We start from the raw sequence: 20,217 nt of genomic DNA, 5'->3' as shown, positions 1-20,217 counted from the left end.
TATCGCTTCCAGACGAACAGCTAACAACGGATAACAGCAGCAAAAGCCTGTTATCCGTATCTGGTTGCCCTAAGAAACCTTAACCCTTAGCCGCCCGCTTACGCTCGTTTTCTGTCAAAAACTTCTTGCGCAGACGGATGGATTTAGGGGTCACTTCCACCAGTTCGTCTTCGGCAATAAATTCCAACGCTTGTTCCAAGGTCATTTTTTGAATCCGTGCCAATACTAAGCTTTCATCCGTGCCTGAAGCGCGGACGTTAGTCAATTGTTTCGGTTTGCAAGGGTTGACGCATAAGTCATTACTGCGCGAATGCAAGCCCACCAGCATACCTTCGTAAACTTCATCGCCATTGACCAATAACAATTCGCCGCGTTCCTGTAAAGGATGCAACGAATAGGTGACGGCCTTACCCGCAACCATTGAAATCATCACGCCCCGCAAACGGCTGCCCACCTCACCCGCTTTCATCGGGCCGTAATGGTCAAACACATGATAGAGCAAGCCAGAGCCTGAGGTTGCCGTCATAAATTCGGTTTGGAAACCAATCAAACCGCGTGATGGCATCATGTACTCCAAACGGATCCGGCCTTTGCCATCGGGAACCATATTGGTCAAATCGCCTTTACGCTCGCCCAATTTCTCCATAATGGTACCTTGGTGGATTTCTTCCACTTCAATGGTAACCATTTCGAAAGGCTCACATTTTTTACCGTCAATTTCTTTGATGATAACTTCTGGACGGGAGACGCCCATTTCAAAACCTTCGCGGCGCATGTTCTCAATCAAGACGGACAAATGCAATTCGCCACGGCCTGACACTTTAAATTTATCAGGGTCAGCAGTGTCTTCGACTTTTAAAGCGACGTTATGTTGCAATTCCTTATCCAACCGGTCACGGATTTGCCGGGTTGTGACAAACTTGCCTTCTTTGCCTGCAAAAGGTGAGTTGTTGACTTGAAAGGTCATGGTCACGGTAGGCTCATCCACCGACAATGGCGGCATGATTTCCACCTTATCAGGATGGCAGATGGTGTCAGAAATTTCCAGCTTTTCAATACCGGCAAAGGCAATAATATCACCGGCACGCGCTTCGGACACTTCAACACGCTCCAAGCCATGAAAGCCGAAAATTTGCAGCATACGGCCCTTACGTTCGACACCTTCACGGTTGATAATGGTCAACGGTTGGTTAGCTTTAATACTGCCGCGTTGGATACGGCCTACCCCAATAACGCCCACATAAGTGTTGTAATCGAGACTGGACACCTGCATTTGGAATGGGCCGTCAATATCAACAGGCGGCGGGCTGACTTTGGCGACGATGGTTTCAAACAAAGGGGTCATGTCACCACCCGTAATGGTGTGTTCCAAACCCGCATAACCATTAATGGCCGAAGCAAAGACGATAGGGAAATCCAGTTGCTCGTCGGTCGCGCCCAAACGGTCGAACAAGTCGAAGGTTTGATCGACAACCCAATCAGGGCGTGCGCCCGGACGGTCAATCTTATTGATGACCACGATAGGTTTTAGGCCTAAAGCAAAGGCTTTTTGGGTAACGAAACGGGTTTGTGGCATGGGGCCGTCAACCGCATCGACTAACAACAAAACCGAATCCACCATTGACAAAACGCGCTCGACTTCACCGCCAAAATCGGCATGGCCAGGGGTGTCAACAATATTGATGTGATAGCCGTTCCAATCCAAGGCGGTGTTCTTTGCCAGAATGGTGATGCCACGTTCTTTTTCAATATCGTTGGAATCCATCATCCGCTCGGTCACTTTCGTATGCGCGGCGAAGGTGCCCGACTGTTGCAGCAACTTATCAACCAACGTGGTCTTACCATGGTCAACGTGGGCAATAATGGCTATATTTCTTAATTTATCAATCACTTTGTGTACTCTGGGGGTTAAAAATAAACAGGGTGGCCCGACAAAAACAAGGTCTGGCTTAGTGTGTTAGGTAAAAAGATGGCGGTTAGCCATAAATGTGTGAAACGCAAAAACGCAGGGACGCAATGGCAGCGTCCCTGGCTTATAAAACAGGGCGTTTTTAGCTTAACTCTGTTGCCACGGCAGGCCATGAAACCGCCAACCGTCAAGCGTATTACGGTGCTTATCGCTGTCCAGTGGCCCTTCAAAACCACCTTCAATATTAATAAGCTGGGTATAGCCAATCTGTTGCAAAGCGTGCGCGGCCTCCAACGAACGCTGTCCGCTACGGCACAATAACAAAACGGGGGTATTCCGATCAGGCACCGCTTCAATGACCAGAGGGACAAATTCAGGATTCAGTAGCCAACCAGGCAGCTCTTTCCAGGCAATATGAACTGCACCTAAGGGATGTCCGATAAATGTGTGTTCAATTTTTGTCCTGACATCAATCAGTACAGCAGAAGGCTGCTGTTGCAATAAGTCCCAGGCCTGGAGTGGGGATAGATTTTTTATCATTGACCGTTCAGTAAGTAGGTTAATCTGACCACTCATAACATGGCAAGACTTTCAGCCGTTAAATAATGGCTAAAACACGGGGTTGTCGGTGACAAGTCCGCCTATTATCGCATTCAAACGGTCACGGTCAAAGCAATCTACTGCGAAAGCCCAGAATAAGCCCCCCTTTTGCCCAGCCAAGCCAGACTTTTTGGGGCTTATTCCGAACCGGGCATCGTCACTTGCGGCCCTAACCATTCCTGTAAAAAATCCAGAAACCGCCGGACTTTCGCAGACAAATACTTGCGGTGCGGATAAACCGCATGAATATCCAAAGGCGGTAAGGTGTAATTTTCCAAGACAGCTTTCAATTTACCTTTTTCAATATCTCGGCCAACTACATAAGAGGCCAGCATCACCAGTCCTAAACCATCAATGGCGGCGACGCGGATGGCATCGGCAACATTCGCCTGCATCCGTCCCGACACCGTGATAATGGTATGCCCCGATTCGCCTTTAAATTGCCATTTATTGCGCGGCGAACTGGCCCAATTTACGAGACAACTATGGTCCAGCAGGTCTTCGGGCGTTTTCGGGACACCGTAACGTTCCAGATAGGCCGGGGAAGCACAGACAACCATTGAGGAACTGGCGAGTTTTCTTGCCACCATACTGGTGTCATCCAGCACCCCCAGATAAATGGCGACATCAATGCCCTCGTCAATCAGATCCCCCGGACTGCTTTGTAATATCAAATCCACCGTCAAATCAGAATGTATTTTCAAAAACTCGGAAATGGCCCGGGTGATATGGCTAGCCCCAATCACCGGCGGGGCGCTGATTTTTAACACCCCGCGCGGCTCGGTTTGCAGATGCGTCACCGCCGACTCCATTTCCTCAACGTCCAGCAACACTTGCTGGCAACGCTCAAGATAAGACGCGCCGACATCGGTCAGACTTAAACTGCGGGTAGTCCGGTTAAACAGCCGTGTCCCTAAGCTGCCTTCAAGCTGCATAATGTGCTTGGTCGCCATCGCCCTAGAGATTCCCAATTCGCGCGCGCCACCCGCAAAGCTTCCGGCTTTGGCGACCCGAACAAAAACATTCATACTGGTTAACTTGTCCACTTCATGTCCTCAATATCATCAAAATACCCCCGACTCGCCAGCTGACTAGCGTGCGGCGGAGCCATTTTCACGAAACGTGTTTATAAATTTAGTAAATGCCCGGTTATTCTATCAAGAAAATATTGACTTTCTTTATTGTTTCTCAAATAAAAGCAATCCATTCATTATTTGGTATATTGTATCTAAACTTTATCCCTGTATAGTAAGCATCAAAGCAGTGAAAAGCCCCACCCGGTAGCCACTAACCCTTACACTGTATAAAGTTTTTTAATATCTTATAGGACTTTAGCAATGAACATCGTGAAGAGAGACATCATCATAGGCTTATTGTTTATTGGCGGTATTTGGAGTTTCATTTCCGGCCAATTCATTTTTTCAACCGTATTGTTCGCCGTTGCCGCCATTTTCAGCAACATTGCGATGCGCACCCAGCTAAAAGGCTGAGGGTAAGAACCGATTAACAACCTCCTGGTGTTATACCTCTCAAGCAGCAACTCCTCATAATCTTCTGCTTGGATTTTCAGCCTTCCCCCGCTTCAAGCGGCGGAAGGTTTTTTTTTGCCCGAAATAGCTGCTCAGAACAGGCTGGCGAGGCATTTTTTTGCCATAACACATCATTAATCGCACATTGTGGCACAAAACCGGTGACCGCTTCCTGTAAAACCGCCCTGACCTGCCGATAGTCACCCGCCGTATTCGCCACTTCTAGGGCGGCAAGCAAGGCTTGCAATTCAGCCCAAGCAATAATCGGTTCTTTCGCCCGCATAATCCTCGGATGGCTGGTTTCAGTCACATGATCGCCGATCAGCAATTCCTCATATAATTTCTCGCCCGGCCTTAAGCCGACCAAACTGATCTCAATTTCGCCATCAGGATGCGCATCGTCTTTTATTTGCAAGCCGCTTAAATGAATCATGCGCTTAGCCAAGTCCATGATACGCACGGGTTCGCCCATGTCCAAAACAAAGACATCACCGCCCTGCCCCATGGCCGCCGCCTGGATCACTAGCTGGGCGGCTTCGGGAATGGTCATAAAATAGCGGATCACCCGCTCATCCGTCACGGTCACCGGCCCGCCACGCGCAATTTGCTCCCTAAACAACGGCACTACCGAACCGGACGAATCCAAGACATTGCCAAAGCGCACCATCGTAAAACAGGTTTGCCCAGTATCCACAAGGCTAAGGCTTAGGGCCTGCAAAATCAATTCGGCAAAACGCTTGGTCGCCCCCATGGTATTGGTCGGCCTGACTGCCTTATCGGTCGAAATCAGGACGAATTTTTCCACTTGCGCGGCAACGGCGGCTTGTGCGGTATATAAAGTGCCGAAAACATTATTCCAAACCGCCTCGCCGGGATTCCTTTCCACCATCGGCACATGCTTATAGCCTGCGGTATGGTAAAGCGTCTGCACCTGAAAAGCCTTACATACTTGCTCAACCCGTGCGCGGTCACGCACCGACCCCAACACGGCAACCAACTCAACCGCCTCACCACCTGCTACCAGCAGATGCTGCAACTCTTTTTCTATCGAATACAAGGCGAACTCACATATTTCTAAGAGAATTAACGCCTTGGGCTTAAGGGCAATAATTTGTCGGCATAATTCCGACGCAATCGAACCGCCCGCCCCTGTGACCATCACCACTTTGCCGCTAATCGTCGCCCGGATTAAGGCCGGATCAGGGTCTACACAGTAGCGCCCTAGCAAATCGGCAATATCGACTTCCTGCAAGGTGTCGAAAGTGACTTTGCCTTGGGCAATATCCGCTAAACCGGGCATAGTTCGGACATGGACGGCGTGCGGCTCCAACAGGCGGATAATCTCGCTACGGCGTGTCCGGCTCACTGAAGGCATCGCCAACAAAATGTCCGACACCCGAAAACGGCTAATAAGCTGAGCTAACAATCCCGGCGGATAAATTCTTATACCATTAATTTTTTGCCTGTGCAGCAAACCATTATCATCAATAAACGCCACCGGATTATATTCGCGGCCATGCATCAAAGCCGCCGCCAATTGCACACCGGCACTGCCCGCACCATAAATCACGACATTCTTTTTCTGGCAACGCACCGGATGGTGGATACCCGGCAAACGCACATAAATGTCCGACAACCACCAGCGGGCAACAAACCGGCTCCCCCCCACCAACAGCAACATCAGCACCCCATTCAAAGGCGCGACCGTGCGGGGAATGTTAGGGATGCTGGATTGGTAAATGACAAAGGCAAAAATCAGCGCGTATAATGCCGTCGCCTGGACAATCGTCCCTAATGCCCTGACCTCTATATACCTGACAATAGCATGATAAAGGCCTAAGCGGATAAAAATAGGCACGGCAATAAAGGGTGCGGCAATAAACAAATACCTTTCGTCACCCATAGGTTCATACCAGTACCCCCAACGCAAAGAAAACGCCAGCCATAAAGCCAATATGGCGAACACCACATCAATGCCGATAAGGATACTCGCCTTTTTTGCTCTGGGCAGCCCCGTAAACCAATTCGCTATCCGTGCTTTCACCCGCCCCCTTCCTTAGCGCCTGCCTTAAAAACCACGGCCAACCCCAATAGCGGAATATAAGCCAAAGCTAAACCAAAACCTGCCGACAAACCACTGCTTACCCAAAGGGCGATCGGCAACAGCCACAGGACATTAATGGCCATCACCACCAAGGAGACAAGCCGATGGCCATAAGCACGGGCGGCATACTGGTAGGCGTGGCTACGGTGCGCCTGATAAACCTTATCTCCCTGACACCAACGGCGCAACAGCGTCCAAGTTGCGTCAACAATAAAAACACCCAGCAAAATCAACCAACTCCAAAAAAATTGCGGTGAGACCCACGCTGCCTGAAGGGAAAAAATACCTAATACTATCCCTAAAAAGCCACTGCCGCCATCCCCCATAAATATCTTTGCGGGCGGCAGGTTCCAATATAAGAACCCCGCCACCGCCGCCGCCAATACCAACAAGAGGCCGGAATGTCCGCCAGTTCCATATAACAGCGCACCGCCGAGACAAACGCTAAACGCCTCCAAGCCCGCCAAACCGTCAATGCCATCCATAAAATTGTACAGGTTTAGCAACCAAACCAGATAAAACAGCCCTGCCCCTGTCAACAAGCCCCGCACCCAGATGCTATCGGTAACGATCAAGGCGGGCATACCGCCTAAACACCACAACACCCAAGCGGCGGCCAGAAAATGCGCCAACAACCGCCAACGCACCGAGACATGGCCACGGTCATCCAAAAAACCCACGCTGGCGACTAGCCCCCCCGCACCCACAAATGCCGCAACATCCACCCAAGGCAAATCCCCTACCGCATAAAAAATCGGCAGACTGGCGAGAAAAACCGCCACAATGGCCAAGCCACCACCACGCGGTGTAGGCAGGGTATGGGAACTACGCGCATTCGGAATGTCAATAAGATGGCTGGCAAGGGCATAACGGCGCAACCATCCCGTTAACCCCACTGCCGCAAAGAACGCCAGCACCAGCAGAAACAAAATAATCATCAACGCGCCGTTAAATAAGACTGTGCCGTTTCAGCTAACGCTTCATTAAGGCTGACTTTAGGAACCCATGCTAACCGCGCACGGGTTTTAGATATATCCACTTGCAAATTGCCGCACAAACGCGCAGCCACCCCGCGCTTGCCTAAGCAAAACAACAGGGTATTTAACACCACCACGGGAACAGGCAACAAGCGGGCCGGTTTACCCAACGCTGCCGCCAAACGCCGCAACAGCTCCGGCGTGGCGATATCCTCGCCATCGCTGACCAAAAAAGTCTGATTGGCCGCCGCCGGATGGGTCATGCAAAGTATAATAACATCGACCAGATTATCTAGGGCAATTAAGCTACGTTTATTCACAATTCGCGCCAACGGTAAAGGTATGCCCCTGTGCAGAAAACCTAACAGAGCCCGAAAATTCGCCTTAACCCCTGGGCCGTAGACCAAAGGCGGACGGATAACCACCACCTCCATATCCGTATCTAAGGCCAACTGCCGCAAACCGTCTTCGGCTTCCCACTTGGAAAGGCCATAAGCATCGGCAGGTGCAGGCATCGCATCGGCAGTAAAGGCTTGGCCTGGAAGGGTATTTTCGCCGTTCACCTTAATGGAACTGATAAAGACAAATCGTTTGACACCGGCACGGGCGGCTTGGCGGGCTAAATTCAACGTCCCGCCGACATTGATTTGCCGGAACGCCGCCAAAGGGTCAGCCGCCTTATCGTCCAACACATGCACCCGCGCCGCCAAATGCACCACCACATCAACAGCGGTTAACGCCGCTTGCCAATCAGTGTGGGCGTTAATATCTGCAATGGCGATATGTCGAGTGGCTTGCGGCACTGCGCATAAAAAACGACGGATGGCTGCATTGACCTCCCAATGGTTAGCCATTAAACCACTACATAAAGCACTACCAATAAAGCCAGCCGCCCCCGTTACCAGAACCCTATTCATAAGCTAAACAAACAAAGCAATAAGATAACATGTTAATTTATTATTTTTTAAAATCCTAAGCGAATAATATCCTCGGCAAAGCACTACTGACCACCTAGAACCCGACGTTAAGTAAATGACATGGCTAAAAAGCCAGATGAGTCTGTGTTGCTTAATTAGTGGCGGCATCTATAGGTGACAGCCCCAATATCCGCCTGTACAATCGGGCATAGCTTTGCCCCATTTTTTGCCCTGTCAGCAACCGTTCATAGCGCTGACGGGCAGCAGAACCCAATTGCCGGGCCAACAGCCCGTCTTCATGCAAACGGAGCATAGCCAGACGTAATTGCTCAGGGTCGGCAGGAGGGACAACAAAACCCGTTTCATTATGCACATTCACATAACTGGTACCCGTACCAATTTCTGCCGAAATGAGCGGCTTACCGAACAGCGCCCCCTCAACTAAGGTTACCCCAAACGCTTCCGAACGTAAATGGGACGGAAAAACAATGGCTTTTGCCAATTGGATGAGGGCTATTTTTTCTTCATCGCCCACATAACCAAGAAACTGCACGTTATTTAACCCCAATTGCTCAGCCTGTCCACGCAACTCGTCTTCTATCGGCCCCATGCCGACAATAACAACCTGCAAATCGGTATTTTGTATAGCCTCAAGCAAAATATGCAGGCCTTTATAATAACGAAGCACGCCAATAAAAAGAAAAAAACCTTTCCCGCACCGGGCACGGGCCGCCGCCAAGGCCGCCTCAGTAGGCTGAAGGTAACTGTTGTCATCTAAGCCAATAGGGATGATTTCGACTTTATTTTTAAAATCCTGCAATTGCCCGCTACTGGCAACGTAATTGTCAGAAGTCGCCACAATGCAATGGATTTGCTTTAAAAAATGCCGCATCAAAGGCCCATACAGCATTAATAACTTTTTTTGTCTGATGACATCGGAATGGTAAGTCAGCATTGAAGGCTTCTTAACCGCCGCCAAAACATGCAGCATATCGGCAAACGGCCAAGGAAAATGGTAATGGACAATATCCGCCCAGGCCACCAACCGCTTAAAGCCCGCCAAAGCCGTAACCGACACACCGCACGACGCCACCTCAAATGTCCGATGATAACGGTAAACATCGGCCTCTTCCCTTAAGACAACAGAATGTCCGGCCTGTGGGCTTAAAGTAAAAACCCTGCTTTCCACACCTTCGGCCAGGGTATTGCGGCAAATTTGCCGGATAACTTCTTCCAAACCACCTTGAGTATCAGGAAAATACGTCCTATAGACATGCAAAACTTTCATGCTTTCCCCAGGGCCAACCGATAACCCTGCTCAAGCCGTTGCAGATGGTTAGCAGAAGAAAACTTATCGGCTTGCTTTAACCCCCGCGCAATCAATTCCTGACGCAACACACCGTCACCCGACAAACGGTCAATGGCAGCAGCAATTTCGCCGACATCATACGGATTGACCGACAATACCGCATCACCGCCGACCTCCGGTAAGCAACTGACATTCGACGTGATAACCGGACATTGCATCAGCATCGCCTCTAAAACCGGCAAGCCAAAACCTTCGTACAAAGACGGAAAAACCACCCCACAAGCCCCTTTTATCAAATACATAAGATGCTCAAAAGGCACATAGCGGATACGCCGATAACGGTTTTTGCCTGAGTCTTGTTCATGCAGCTTAGCTAGCAATGCCTGGACATCATCATAAAGCCAACCATCCCGCCCGACAATGACCAACGGATAATCTGTCCGGGCCATCATCATCGCTTCAATAATACGCGCGACATTTTTCTTAGGCTCGACACAACCAAAAAACAAAAAATACGCATTTTTGGTCAACGCAAATTCCTGCGCTAAAAATGCGGCCACTTCCCCGTCATCTAAAGCCTGATAATGTGCCGGAATGGCAACGGTCTGATAAGTGACGAAGACCTTTTCTTCGGGAATGCCAAAATAGCGGATAAGATCGTTACGGCTATGTTCCGACACTGTAAAAATCATATCGGCGGTCTTCATAGACAGCTTAAGGATACGCTGATAATGCCGCAAATTAATATTGGTGCTGTGCGGCAGCACTAAGGGGATAATATCATGGAATGTCACCACATTTGCCGCATTCTTCATGTACATGGGCAACGGGCAAGTGGCATGGAAAATATCCACTTTTTTATCCTTCGGGAAGCTGATCGCCAAAGAACGGTCTACCAACAAAGAATAGGCTTGGCATACCCTAAACACCGAAGGGATATTAAAAAACTCGCCCGCAGGCAACCTGTCCTTAACCCGTCTACTATCCACGTCGGGCAACACCGGCACAGGCCGCGCTTCTATAGGCCACCCTAACAAATAGTTGCCGAAATATTGCCCGCTATAGCGCAGCCATTTAGTAACATCTTTGCGCCCCGCTTCCCCCTGTGTAGCCAAAGCCTCAACAAAACGCCCCCAAGCTTGGCTAGGATCATGGCCAACACCATTCAGCCCATAACAGACGGAAACGTCATGCCTATTTGTAGCGAGGATTTTTGCCAATTCGCGGGCATAAGTCGCAATCCCCGTACCTTGGAGAAACCCCAAATTAAAGCCGTCAATCGCAATTTTCATAGTCAATTTAGCCAAAAATAGCCATAATCCCAATTAATATCTTCCGTTCGTCCCATAGTCTCTGCTTAACCATCGGTTCACGGAGACAACGTAACATACGAAGAGGTTGCCAGAAAAACGCCGCCACTTATTCCGTAAGTTGAAACGATACAACGCCGACACCCAGTGTCCGAGAATCGCCGCTAATCCCTAACTTTTTTGGCGACATTGAATCGGGAGTGGCGAACAAAAAGTCCAACTGCCCTTTGTCACCAAGTACACTGGCCGGTATTTCCACAACCGCTTCTTGCGGCTTATCGTCGTGCCCTGCGTGGAGGACAAGATGCCTGAGCACATTGCCATTCAAGGCAATATCAACCCTCTGCTCAGAATGCTTTTCATTGACAAAAGCGTTCATATTTAAGCGCAATAACAGCGGCTTAGTTTGCGGCGAGTCTAATCTGAGCCGCAAGCGGGCTTTGCGGCCCACTGTCCACCGCCCCCAAGGCTCTGGATTTGACCAACCCTCTCTTGAATATAAAGGGCTATTACCTTGCGCCGAGAAATCGACTATTTGACCTAACTTATAGATAGGGATAGGTAGAGCATCTTGCTCATTCCAAAATGGCTTGGGAACGCCTAAACCAAAGCCATATATTCCCACATCGGCGCGTAATCCTGAGGCGGCACGGCTTAACCTGACATCAGGACGGAACTTGACAGACTGGGCTGTCAGCGGACGGTTGAACAGCACCCTCACCCCCCAAGGGGCAGGCAACACCCTAAAATCCCGGACACGGCGTAATTCATGACCGTCTGCCCATAATTCATGCTCCCCAAAATACACATCCGTAAACCCGCCTTGCAAACCCGTAATATCGATTAAATCTGTTACAGTGTTGCCAAGCTCCCAAGAAAGCGCTTGCCCTTCGGAGCCTGGCGCAGAATTAACCGACAAATTGACAGGCCTGAAATCGACCTGAGTCCGAAACGACAACAGCAATACTAAGGAAACCGATACGATGCCAAATTGAGTGGCAAAACTTTTCTTGCTGACATTCCATTGCCGCACCAAAAAAGCAACCAGTAACCATGCAAACAAGGCAAGATACGGAAACATCCATTTAAAGTAATGGATATTAAAATAACGCCACAAGCCATTAGGCAATAAATCGCCATACGGCAGATACAAGACAAATTGCACGCACATCGCCAAGGCAATAGTGCGCAACACCCAATCGCCGCATAGAATGACAAAAACAAGCCCTATCAATGAAAGGGCAAGCCAAGGGTAATGGTCGATTAAGCCCGACTTAGGTTCCAGATAAAGGCTATAGCCATCAAGAAACAAGGACACAAACTTTTCCGCCAAATCTGCCGGAAAAAAACCGTTTGCCGCATTAACTTGAATATAGCTACCCAATATTGACCCGAAGACCAAGTAGTTAAAGCCGATAAATAGGGCAGGCCCTATCAGTATGCCTACCGCCGAACCCGCAAATATGCGGCTAAAAGGGGCTAGCCAAGCCGTGCCGGAAGCACGCAAAAGCTGTATTATCCGCCCGATATAACCAAGCCAAAGCACCCCGCCTACCACTGCGTCAGCCGGACGTAAAGCCGCAATTAAACCGATTGCCAGAGAAATGCCAAAACTTGCCATAACAGAGGGTACTGGAACCAAAGCCCCTGGCCGGCTTGGGTTATCGCGCAACTTAAGCATCCCGTAAATCCCGACGGAAAGCAGTGCGGTACAGAGGGTTGATGTCCAAGGGATTAAAAAGTGCTCAAAAATCCTGTAATTGGCCAGTACTGACACCAGTAACAAAGCTACCGCCCCCCATCTGGGTATATAGCGGCTAGCAAGCCATATAAATACCGCACAAAACCACAACAGGCAGACAAAATTAATAAGCAAAAAAGGATGCTTATCCAACCAAGGCACAAAAAGACTGCCCAGCATTGGATACAAGGGAGGGTAAAAATACTTTTCAGGACTAAAGTCGAGTTGGGCGATTGAATTGACGGCCAAAAGGTACTTGCCTTGATCGAACCACCCCCACCAACCTAAAGGGTATTGGCTGTCATTTCCTGGGACGTAACGGTGCGACACATAACCGACAAAATAAGCGATAGTTACCATTAGCACCGCTACGCACGGCTTACAAATAGATTTCTGCCAGCTTACCAACCTAATAACATTTTCCTGCCCGACAAAAAGCACTAACGGCTCCAGAAAACTCATCGGCTGAGTATTTATTTCCCGCTCACTCATTGACCCGCCCTTAAATACATAGCGCTTCGCCATAACAAAATTAACGGCCAATCCGGCAACTGAACCCAACCCCAAAGCGGCTAACGGCCATCTTGCCATCGATTCAAACGTAAAAATAGCTAAGGCATATACGGCATAATTAAGCCCGGCACCGACCGATTGCGAAACAAAATAGCGTTTAAATTCCGCCCAACCATCTTGGCGGCTTTTAAACGTAAATAGGCGGTTTAAGCGCCATGTCACCAAAATAGCAACTAAAAAAGACCCAAAACGCGCCAAATACGGCCCAAAATAAGGCAAGAGCCCAAACAAAACGCCCGCATCAACCAAAAAGCCTAACGTACCAACCGATGCAAAACTCAAAAAACTACGCATTACTGCCGTCCATCATCATTTAACTTTACCGCCCGCGACCGATTTATGCTTTAAATAAAAAAGCCTTTTCATTTCGCGTCTGCCGGTCAAATTGCTGTCGATGATAACGCCAGAAAACATTGAAAACACGCCGATAACCGTCATACCAACCACTAACGTCGCAGTAGGCAAACGCGGCACCAAGCCAGTCTCAAAATACGTTGCAAATAGCGGGGCGGCAAGCAGTAATGCCCCTAATAATAAGCTTAAACCCAAAAAACCAAACAAATGCAGAGGACGCTCGTTTTTTACCAACTTAAACACCATAAAAAGTATCTTAAGCCCGTCTTTATAAGTGGACAACTTACTGACCGAACCTTCCGGCCTAGGCCCATAAGGCGTGTCAACTTCTGCAATCGGCATCCGTAACTCAAGGGCATGGACAGTCAATTCCGTCTCAATTTCAAACTCACCCGATAAGGCAGGAAACGATTTGACAAAGCGACGCGAAAAGACCCGGTAGCCTGATAGCAAATCGGAAATGCGGTCGCCAAATATTTTTGTAATTAGCAAAGAAAACATCGCATTACCAAAACGATGCCCGCCCCTATACGCTGCCTGAATAGTAGATTTTCTGACCCCTGTCACCATATCCAAATTCTCGGCCAGCAGCTTATCTACCATTAAAGGCGCAGAATCTGCATGATATGTTGCATCGCCATCGGCCATCACATAAACATCCGCCTCCACATCGGCAAACATACGCCTGACCACATTACCCTTACCTTGCAAAGATTCAGTGCGGACGATAGCCCCCGCTTGCCGCGCCACATCAATTGTGTTGTCGGTTGAATTGTTGTCATAGACATAAATCTTACCGTCGGGCAAATTCCTTTTAAAATCATCAATCACTTTGGCTATCGCCAATTCTTCATTATAGCAAGGGATCAAAACAGCAATCCTTAATGATTTGCTTTCTTTCATTCTATAAATTCCAAAGGAGGGGGAGTAGAAGGGTATAAATCTAAGGAAAGGATATGCAGCAAACGGTCGTATATTGCTTAAAACCACATTATTTTTAACGCAATACAATGCCCAGATTATTTAAAACCTAGGTGGATTCCGGCTTTTTTTTATGCCCACCTACGCGTATGGCGGGCAAAAAAGCCAAATCACTATTTCATACCCGTTCACTAATCTGCATGGCAGCCAGTAATTGCCGGGTACTTTGGCACCATTTCTGCCACGGCATATTATCTGACTTAGGCGCGGCCTCTGCGGCATATAAACCCAGCCACTGATGAATGGCATCGGCGAGCATTTCCGGCTGCAAGCCATTGAAGAAATAGGCATATTCACCCGCCACCTCACGGAATATCGGAATGTCCCGGGCAATAATAGGCAGCCGTTGGTTAGCCGCTTCAATCAGCGGCAAGCCAAAACCTTCCCCTTCGCTGGCGGCAAGCAAACAGGTGCTTGCACCATAGACTTTCTCCAAATACTCATCACTGATGCCTTGCAGCCAGAACAAGCGTTTGTTGAGCAATTGATGGTTTTTTAAACGGCTAGCCAAGCTTTCAATCATCCAGCCTTGCTTGCCGACGATCACTAAATTGACATCAACCCCTTCTGACCAGAGCAATTCAAACGCCGCTAATGTTTGGGCATGGCCTTTGCGTGGCTCAATTGTGCCGACACTCAAAAAACTAGGGGCTTGGCTAAGTGCAGATAACACCGTATCGGCATCATCAGGTATCCCTAAAGTCGGCACGCTATTTTCCACGTCAGCGCCCAAATGGAAAAAGCTGATGGGCAATGGCATCAGCCTAGGCGGCGGGTTAGCATTCACCCATGCCCTGACTTGATTGGCCACTGTCTCAGAAACACAAATCAACCCCGTAGCAACCTCGGTAATGCTGGCCAACCATTTAGCAAAGACAGCCGATGTACCCTCAGGCCACCAATCTGGCCGCTGAAGCAGCAATATGTCATGGACAACAAAGTACACATAAACCCCTTGAGCCTGCAAACGCGCATGTAAGGGATGAAGGAATGGGGTTAAGTGGGCGTTCAGATCGACCGCAAGATAAGTGTCCCCTTGGTTAAACTCAACCACGCCATCGACAATATCCGCTTCGGGTTTCCCTAAAAAGCGTGCCGAAAAACGCTCGGCATAACGGTATTGCTGACCATCGAAATAAATAGGCCGTACCACTAGCCCATCGAAATCAATAGTGAACAACTCCAGCAATATACTGCGCACGACCCGCTGAATACCGGACTTTGCATCGCGTTGGACAAGTTCCGAAATATCATACAGCAATTGTCTGGGCAAGCCGGCGGCAGTATTAAATGCAATCGCCTTGGCAACTTGCCGTAAATCAGCCTCAGAATATTCACAGGGGCAACTGATATGCGCTATGGCATCCAGTACATTATTAAAACTGCCCGAAACTTCCGCCGCAAGATCCGAACCCTGCCGCTTAGGGTAACCTTCAAAAGCCGCCCATATTTTAAGGGCGCACGAATCCCACGAAAACTTTGCCGCCTGTTGCAAACCGTGTTGGCTTAATTGATGGCGGAAGGCATCATCCGTTAAAGCCTGAGTTATCTTAGCGCTGATGGAGGCTACAGAATCCGGGTCGAACAACGCCTCTTGAAAACCAATCACTTCTGGAATGCTGGTCGTATCGGAGCCTATCGTCGGGGTTCCGCAAGACATTGCCTCCAATACCGGCAACCCAAAGCCTTCATGTCGGGAAGGAAACACAAACAACGTGGCCCGGTTATAAAGCAGGATAAGCTCCGCGTCGGATACATAGCCCGTCACCACCACTTCATGTTCCGCAAGCCCAGATTTTTTACGCAACGCCTGCAAATTTTGCCGATCACCGTCCGTAATTTTGCTGACAATGACCAACTGATGCGTATCGCGCAAATTTTGGGGCAACCCGGCATAAGCGGCAAATAAATTCACAAAGTTTTTACGCGGATCAAAGCCTCCAGGCGCATACATGACCACTTTCCGCGAGATGCCAAGGCGCAAAAACAATGCCGAGACGGTTTCATGTCCGTAACTCTCCGGCCTAAAACAGCCATCAGCCGCCGAAGCAATAGTGATAATGCTATGTTCCTGCAAACCTAAGGCCTGCACAGCCTCTTGCTTGGAATGGGCAGAGATTGAAAACAGTAAATCGGCCTTTTTTAACGATTGGATTTTGCCATCGTAATAATGCCTTTGCTGCGGCTGCGCTAAGTATACATTTGGCTTCATCAATGGGATCAGATCATGCAAAACCACCGCCGTTTTAATGTTAGGCGCAAACAGCCCTATTGAAGACACCGCGTCATCGACATAACCTTCAAACAGACTGGGAATTAAGACAAAATCAGGCTGTAACTGCTGTAAAAAATGTTCGCGGATTTTTTCACCCGCCCTAGCCCGCCAAACATTGGCAGGCTCACGCTCCGCCACGGGTGTCGGTATATCAAACACACGCAGGCGCGACTCTGGAAGCAAATCGGCAAACGCTTTCCGTATTGAGAAAATACTGTCAGGAAAAGCGGCATTGAGAACCAACCAAATATCATGTGTGCCGGCATTGCGTACTAGCGCTAACGTTAATGATAAGGCAGAACGGCCTATCCCCCGAAATCGGCTCTCCGTTTGCGCCCCTTGCATATCAATGACTATACGCATCAGCTTCTTCCTTTGTGTTGATCGATAGCATCCATCAAGCCGTTATAAATTTGCTGGGCACGCTGGCCCAGTTGTAGCGTAGACGTATTGTCTGCCCCGGACGGGGAGGCAAAATTATCCGTATTTAAAATATGCGGCCCCATCCTAAAATAAGCAGACCGCAAGGCTTCATATACCCCGAATTTCCTTGCTATTGCAACACACAAGGGATGGCTGTCCACAACGCTCATCGCGTAGCTTACCAGCGGTTTAGCACATTTTTTCACCAAGGCCTTAATCCGCATAACAGGGCCATGTTCTTTCAACAGCCTCAATTGGAAGGCAATCCAACGCAAAAGGGCAGTGATTCGCCAAGAACGGCTGTCAGATACCGCATCTAATTTGGCAACGGCTTGTTGCATTGCCGCCAATGTCTGTTCGTTTTTTTTGTTAATATGTTCCACTGCTGCTTGCGCCTGTTCCGCGATACTGATGGCCTGATTGATTTTGGCCTGTAGTTGCTCATCATACCAAGCCGATAGTGTACCGAGTGTTAACCCATACTCATGCCCGAAACAAACTGAAAAAACCGACAACTCTTCAGGTAAGGCATTCTTTTGGGCAACTATCGCATAATCTGGGCTTACCCCATTAAACACATCGGCAAGGCTTGGATTTTTACTTGAGAGCAATTCGGCAGGTTCCTGCAAACGCAAAATTTTTGTACGGCCAAAGCCATAATATTCGGGTAAAAAAGCTAACAAAGGCGGCGGAATGGGGCGTTGATGGGTAGGGTCCATATAAAACCCTACCGTACCGACCACTATATTTTCGGAATTAGGACTTTCCAAAATCAACAGGCCAGCAGGCTTTAACACCCGTAATGCTTCCTGAACCAAAATTTGTAAATCAATAAATGGAATATGCTCGATCAAATGAAAAGCGGATACAATAGCCATACTGTCATCCGGCAATTTTTGCAAATAGGAGACAGCGCTACCTATTTCAACATCTAACCCTGTGTCCCTACAAGCGGATAGCATGTTTTCATCAATATCGACACCTTTCGCTTCAATCCCCGTCCCAAGTAAAAGCTCTAACCATTCACCCCGCCCACAGCCTAAATCAATGGCACGGGCATCGGGATATAAGGCTTTCACGGATTCGACAAAAGGGAGATAAATACCCAGCCGGCATTTCACTAACTCACGCGAGCCACGAAACCTATCCTCAAAAGACCTGTAAAACGCATCGCTCATCGGAAAACCTCAAGTTCGGGAGAGAGCCAAGCGACGCCAACAAAACGCTTCCTGCTCATATTGATAACATTAAAAACCAATGCTAAATCTCTCCATTCATAGTTTTTCCCAATATGGGTATCCGAAGTGTGCAGCGCAACCGCGATGGAATAACTGCCCTCACCTAAATTGGCGGCGAAGGCAAACTTAAAACAGATAGACTCGCCAGCAGACACATTGCTTAACGTTTGGCATAAATGATGGGTATTAATACCGAAAACAGGTTGCCCCAACCTATCCTTAATCATATAGCCCAACACCAATTCAGGCAGTTCCTTGTGTACGGCAACGGTTATTTGCAAGCAAACAGCTTGACCGACATCCACCACCTCCACTTTGGCGCCTGAACTATTCAGTAACGCAATATCGCTTACCATCGCTTCACCAGATCCCGAAACGGTTTGCACTTTGCCATCATCCGTAATATTAAGCCTGACCATTTCATGATCACGCTCCGCTAACATGGCATTATAATAATCCATGATTGCTTCTGGAGTCCCTTCCTTAATAACGCTACCCGCATTGATAAGAATAGCCCGATTACAAATCGACTGGATAGCGGCTTTGTCGTGCGAGACAATTAACAGCGTCGTACCTTGCAGGCCAAATTCGCGTATCCTAGCAAAACTTTTGTGTTGGAAATAAGCGTCACCCACCGACAATGCTTCATCGATAATCAAAATATCGGGCCGTTGGGCGGTAGCGACACTAAAAGCCAAACGCATCTGCATACCGCTGGAATAAACCCGCACTGGCTGGTCAAGGTAATCGCCTATTTCAGCAAAAGCCTCTATGTCCGGCATAAACCGATGAATATCGGCGACACTATAACCGAGCAATTGACCCGCCATAAAAACGTTTTGCCTACCCGTAAACTCAGGGTGAAAGCCCATGCCCAGCTCCAGCATTGCGGCAACACGTCCGGTCATGGTAACTGAACCGGTGGTCGGTTGCGTTGTGCCCGTAATCATTTTCAGCAGCGTGCTTTTACCCGCACCATTGATGCCGATAATGCCTACAGCCTCACCCGGATGGATAGTGAAATTAATATCGCGCAACACCCATTTCAATTGGTGGCGGGGTTTATTAAAAGGCGATAGCCATTCTGCCAGCCGTGACCAGCGGCTAGGATATTGCTTATACGCTTTGCTCAGATTGCTAACAGTAATGCTGCCCATTAAAGTTCGTCCACCATTTCGCCGGATCGCTTGCTAAAAAGATGGAACGCCAGCCAACAGAGGATCAGGCTAAGTATAGCAACGGGTAGTAACGTTGCCCATTGCGGCCATAAGTCATTGAGGAGAATATTTTGATAAGCGTGGATAATGGCGAACATAGGGTTAAAGGCCAATAAGCCGCGTATATTTTCTGGCAAAATGGTGATGGGGTAAACGATAGGCGTAAACCAAAACCAAAACTGGATGACAATACCAAAAAACTGGCCTACATCGCGGAAAAAAACATTAAGCACACCTAAGGTGATACCCAAGCCTATCGAAAATAGCACTTGAATAGCCAACACGGGCAATATTGCCAAAAAAGGCCATCCGGGAAAATTGCCGCTTAAAACCAGAAATATACTGAATAAGCCGAAAATAATCCCGAAATTGAGCAGGGAGTTTAATACGACAATAACAGGCAAGCAAATGCGGGGAAAATTCAATTTCTTAATCAGCGTAGCATATTCAAAAAAAACATTTTGACTACGGCTTACCAGTTCAGCAAATAAATTCCACGTCAACACGCCTGCGCAAAGATAAATGCTGTACGCAAAATCGCTATCTATACCCGGCAACCTAGAGCGCATGACTTGCGAAAAAATAACCGTATACACCACAATCATCGCAAGCGGATTAATGATAGTCCATACGGCTCCCAACATAGAGTTCTGGTACTTAGATTGAAATTCGCGCTTGACACTACCCAGCACAAAACCACGATAAGCCCAGAGGGAAGATAATTTGTTATTCAAAGCCTTATATCTATTAAGAATAGCAA

15 protein-coding genes are annotated in these 20,217 nt (G+C 48.5%); 1 reads left to right on the top strand and 14 read right to left on the bottom strand.

What is annotated here, in order from left to right; translation table 11 throughout:
• Positions 1-79: 79 nt before the first annotated feature.
• The 3 genes from typA to AADEFJLK_RS12905 all read right to left on the bottom strand — a co-directional run bounded on the left by typA (position 80) and on the right by AADEFJLK_RS12905 (position 3,555).
• Positions 80-1,891, bottom strand: a complete 1,812-nt coding sequence (gene typA, locus AADEFJLK_RS12915; RefSeq protein WP_088618702.1) for a translational GTPase TypA — start codon at positions 1,889-1,891, stop codon at positions 80-82.
• 165 nt (positions 1,892-2,056) lie between these two features.
• Complete coding sequence (locus AADEFJLK_RS12910; RefSeq protein WP_088618703.1) at positions 2,057-2,449, bottom strand: rhodanese-like domain-containing protein; 393 nt, start codon at positions 2,447-2,449, stop codon at positions 2,057-2,059.
• 197 nt (positions 2,450-2,646) lie between these two features.
• On the bottom strand, positions 2,647-3,555 hold the full coding sequence (locus AADEFJLK_RS12905; protein ID WP_170065109.1) for a LysR family transcriptional regulator: 909 nt from the start codon (positions 3,553-3,555) through the stop codon (positions 2,647-2,649).
• Between the two features lie 291 nt (positions 3,556-3,846).
• On the opposite strand from AADEFJLK_RS12905, the gene AADEFJLK_RS24520 reads away from it, so the two are divergent.
• Positions 3,847-3,999, top strand: a complete 153-nt coding sequence (locus AADEFJLK_RS24520; protein WP_170065108.1) for a hypothetical protein — start codon at positions 3,847-3,849, stop codon at positions 3,997-3,999.
• A 76-nt stretch (positions 4,000-4,075) separates the two neighbouring features.
• Here AADEFJLK_RS24520 and AADEFJLK_RS12900 read toward each other — a convergent pair whose 3' ends face one another.
• From AADEFJLK_RS12900 to AADEFJLK_RS12850, 11 genes are all read right to left on the bottom strand, one after another.
• A complete protein-coding gene (locus AADEFJLK_RS12900) occupies positions 4,076-6,082 on the bottom strand; it encodes a polysaccharide biosynthesis protein (RefSeq protein WP_103974567.1) in 2,007 nt (668 codons plus the stop codon).
• Complete coding sequence (locus tag AADEFJLK_RS12895) at positions 6,079-7,080, bottom strand: MraY family glycosyltransferase (protein WP_103974566.1); 1,002 nt, start codon at positions 7,078-7,080, stop codon at positions 6,079-6,081. The genes AADEFJLK_RS12900 and AADEFJLK_RS12895 overlap by 4 nt, the downstream gene beginning before the upstream one ends.
• A complete protein-coding gene (locus tag AADEFJLK_RS12890) occupies positions 7,080-8,036 on the bottom strand; it encodes a UDP-glucose 4-epimerase family protein (RefSeq protein WP_103974565.1) in 957 nt (318 codons plus the stop codon). Before AADEFJLK_RS12890 ends, AADEFJLK_RS12895 begins: the two co-directional genes overlap by 1 nt.
• A gap of 151 nt (positions 8,037-8,187) precedes the next feature.
• A complete protein-coding gene (locus tag AADEFJLK_RS12885; protein ID WP_103974564.1) occupies positions 8,188-9,324 on the bottom strand; it encodes a glycosyltransferase in 1,137 nt (378 codons plus the stop codon).
• Positions 9,321-10,637 (bottom strand): glycosyltransferase family 4 protein, encoded by a 1,317-nt coding sequence (locus AADEFJLK_RS12880; RefSeq protein ID WP_103974563.1) that lies wholly within the window; start codon positions 10,635-10,637, stop codon positions 9,321-9,323. Before AADEFJLK_RS12880 ends, AADEFJLK_RS12885 begins: the two co-directional genes overlap by 4 nt.
• A gap of 127 nt (positions 10,638-10,764) precedes the next feature.
• Positions 10,765-13,263, bottom strand: a complete 2,499-nt coding sequence (locus tag AADEFJLK_RS12875) for a GtrA family protein (RefSeq protein ID WP_103974562.1) — start codon at positions 13,261-13,263, stop codon at positions 10,765-10,767.
• Positions 13,264-13,278: 15 nt separating this feature from the next.
• The gene (locus AADEFJLK_RS12870) at positions 13,279-14,193 is read right to left on the bottom strand and encodes a glycosyltransferase family 2 protein (protein ID WP_211299212.1); all 915 of its coding nucleotides are present in this window, start codon (positions 14,191-14,193) and stop codon (positions 13,279-13,281) included.
• Positions 14,194-14,422: 229 nt separating this feature from the next.
• Entirely contained in the window at positions 14,423-16,942 is a 2,520-nt protein-coding gene (locus AADEFJLK_RS12865) for a glycosyltransferase family 4 protein (RefSeq protein WP_103974561.1), read from the bottom strand.
• Positions 16,942-18,180: a class I SAM-dependent methyltransferase gene (locus AADEFJLK_RS12860; protein WP_088618713.1), complete on the bottom strand. Its 1,239-nt coding sequence runs from the start codon at positions 18,178-18,180 to the stop codon at positions 16,942-16,944. Before AADEFJLK_RS12860 ends, AADEFJLK_RS12865 begins: the two co-directional genes overlap by 1 nt.
• Positions 18,177-19,397 carry an ABC transporter ATP-binding protein gene (locus AADEFJLK_RS12855; protein ID WP_103974560.1) on the bottom strand — a complete coding sequence of 407 codons (1,221 nt, stop codon included), beginning with the start codon at positions 19,395-19,397 and terminating at the stop codon, positions 18,177-18,179. The genes AADEFJLK_RS12860 and AADEFJLK_RS12855 overlap by 4 nt, the downstream gene beginning before the upstream one ends.
• Positions 19,397-20,191: an ABC transporter permease gene (locus AADEFJLK_RS12850; protein ID WP_103974559.1), complete on the bottom strand. Its 795-nt coding sequence runs from the start codon at positions 20,189-20,191 to the stop codon at positions 19,397-19,399. The genes AADEFJLK_RS12855 and AADEFJLK_RS12850 overlap by 1 nt, the downstream gene beginning before the upstream one ends.
• Between the last annotated feature and the right edge of the window lie 26 nt (positions 20,192-20,217).

The sequence above is a fragment of the Methylovulum psychrotolerans genome, from assembly GCF_002923755.1.
In the GTDB taxonomy this organism is placed as follows: Bacteria; Pseudomonadota; Gammaproteobacteria; order Methylococcales; family Methylomonadaceae; genus Methylovulum; species Methylovulum psychrotolerans.
The sequence above is the reverse complement of the archived record's forward strand: the minus strand, read 5'-3'. Positions and strand labels throughout refer to the sequence as shown.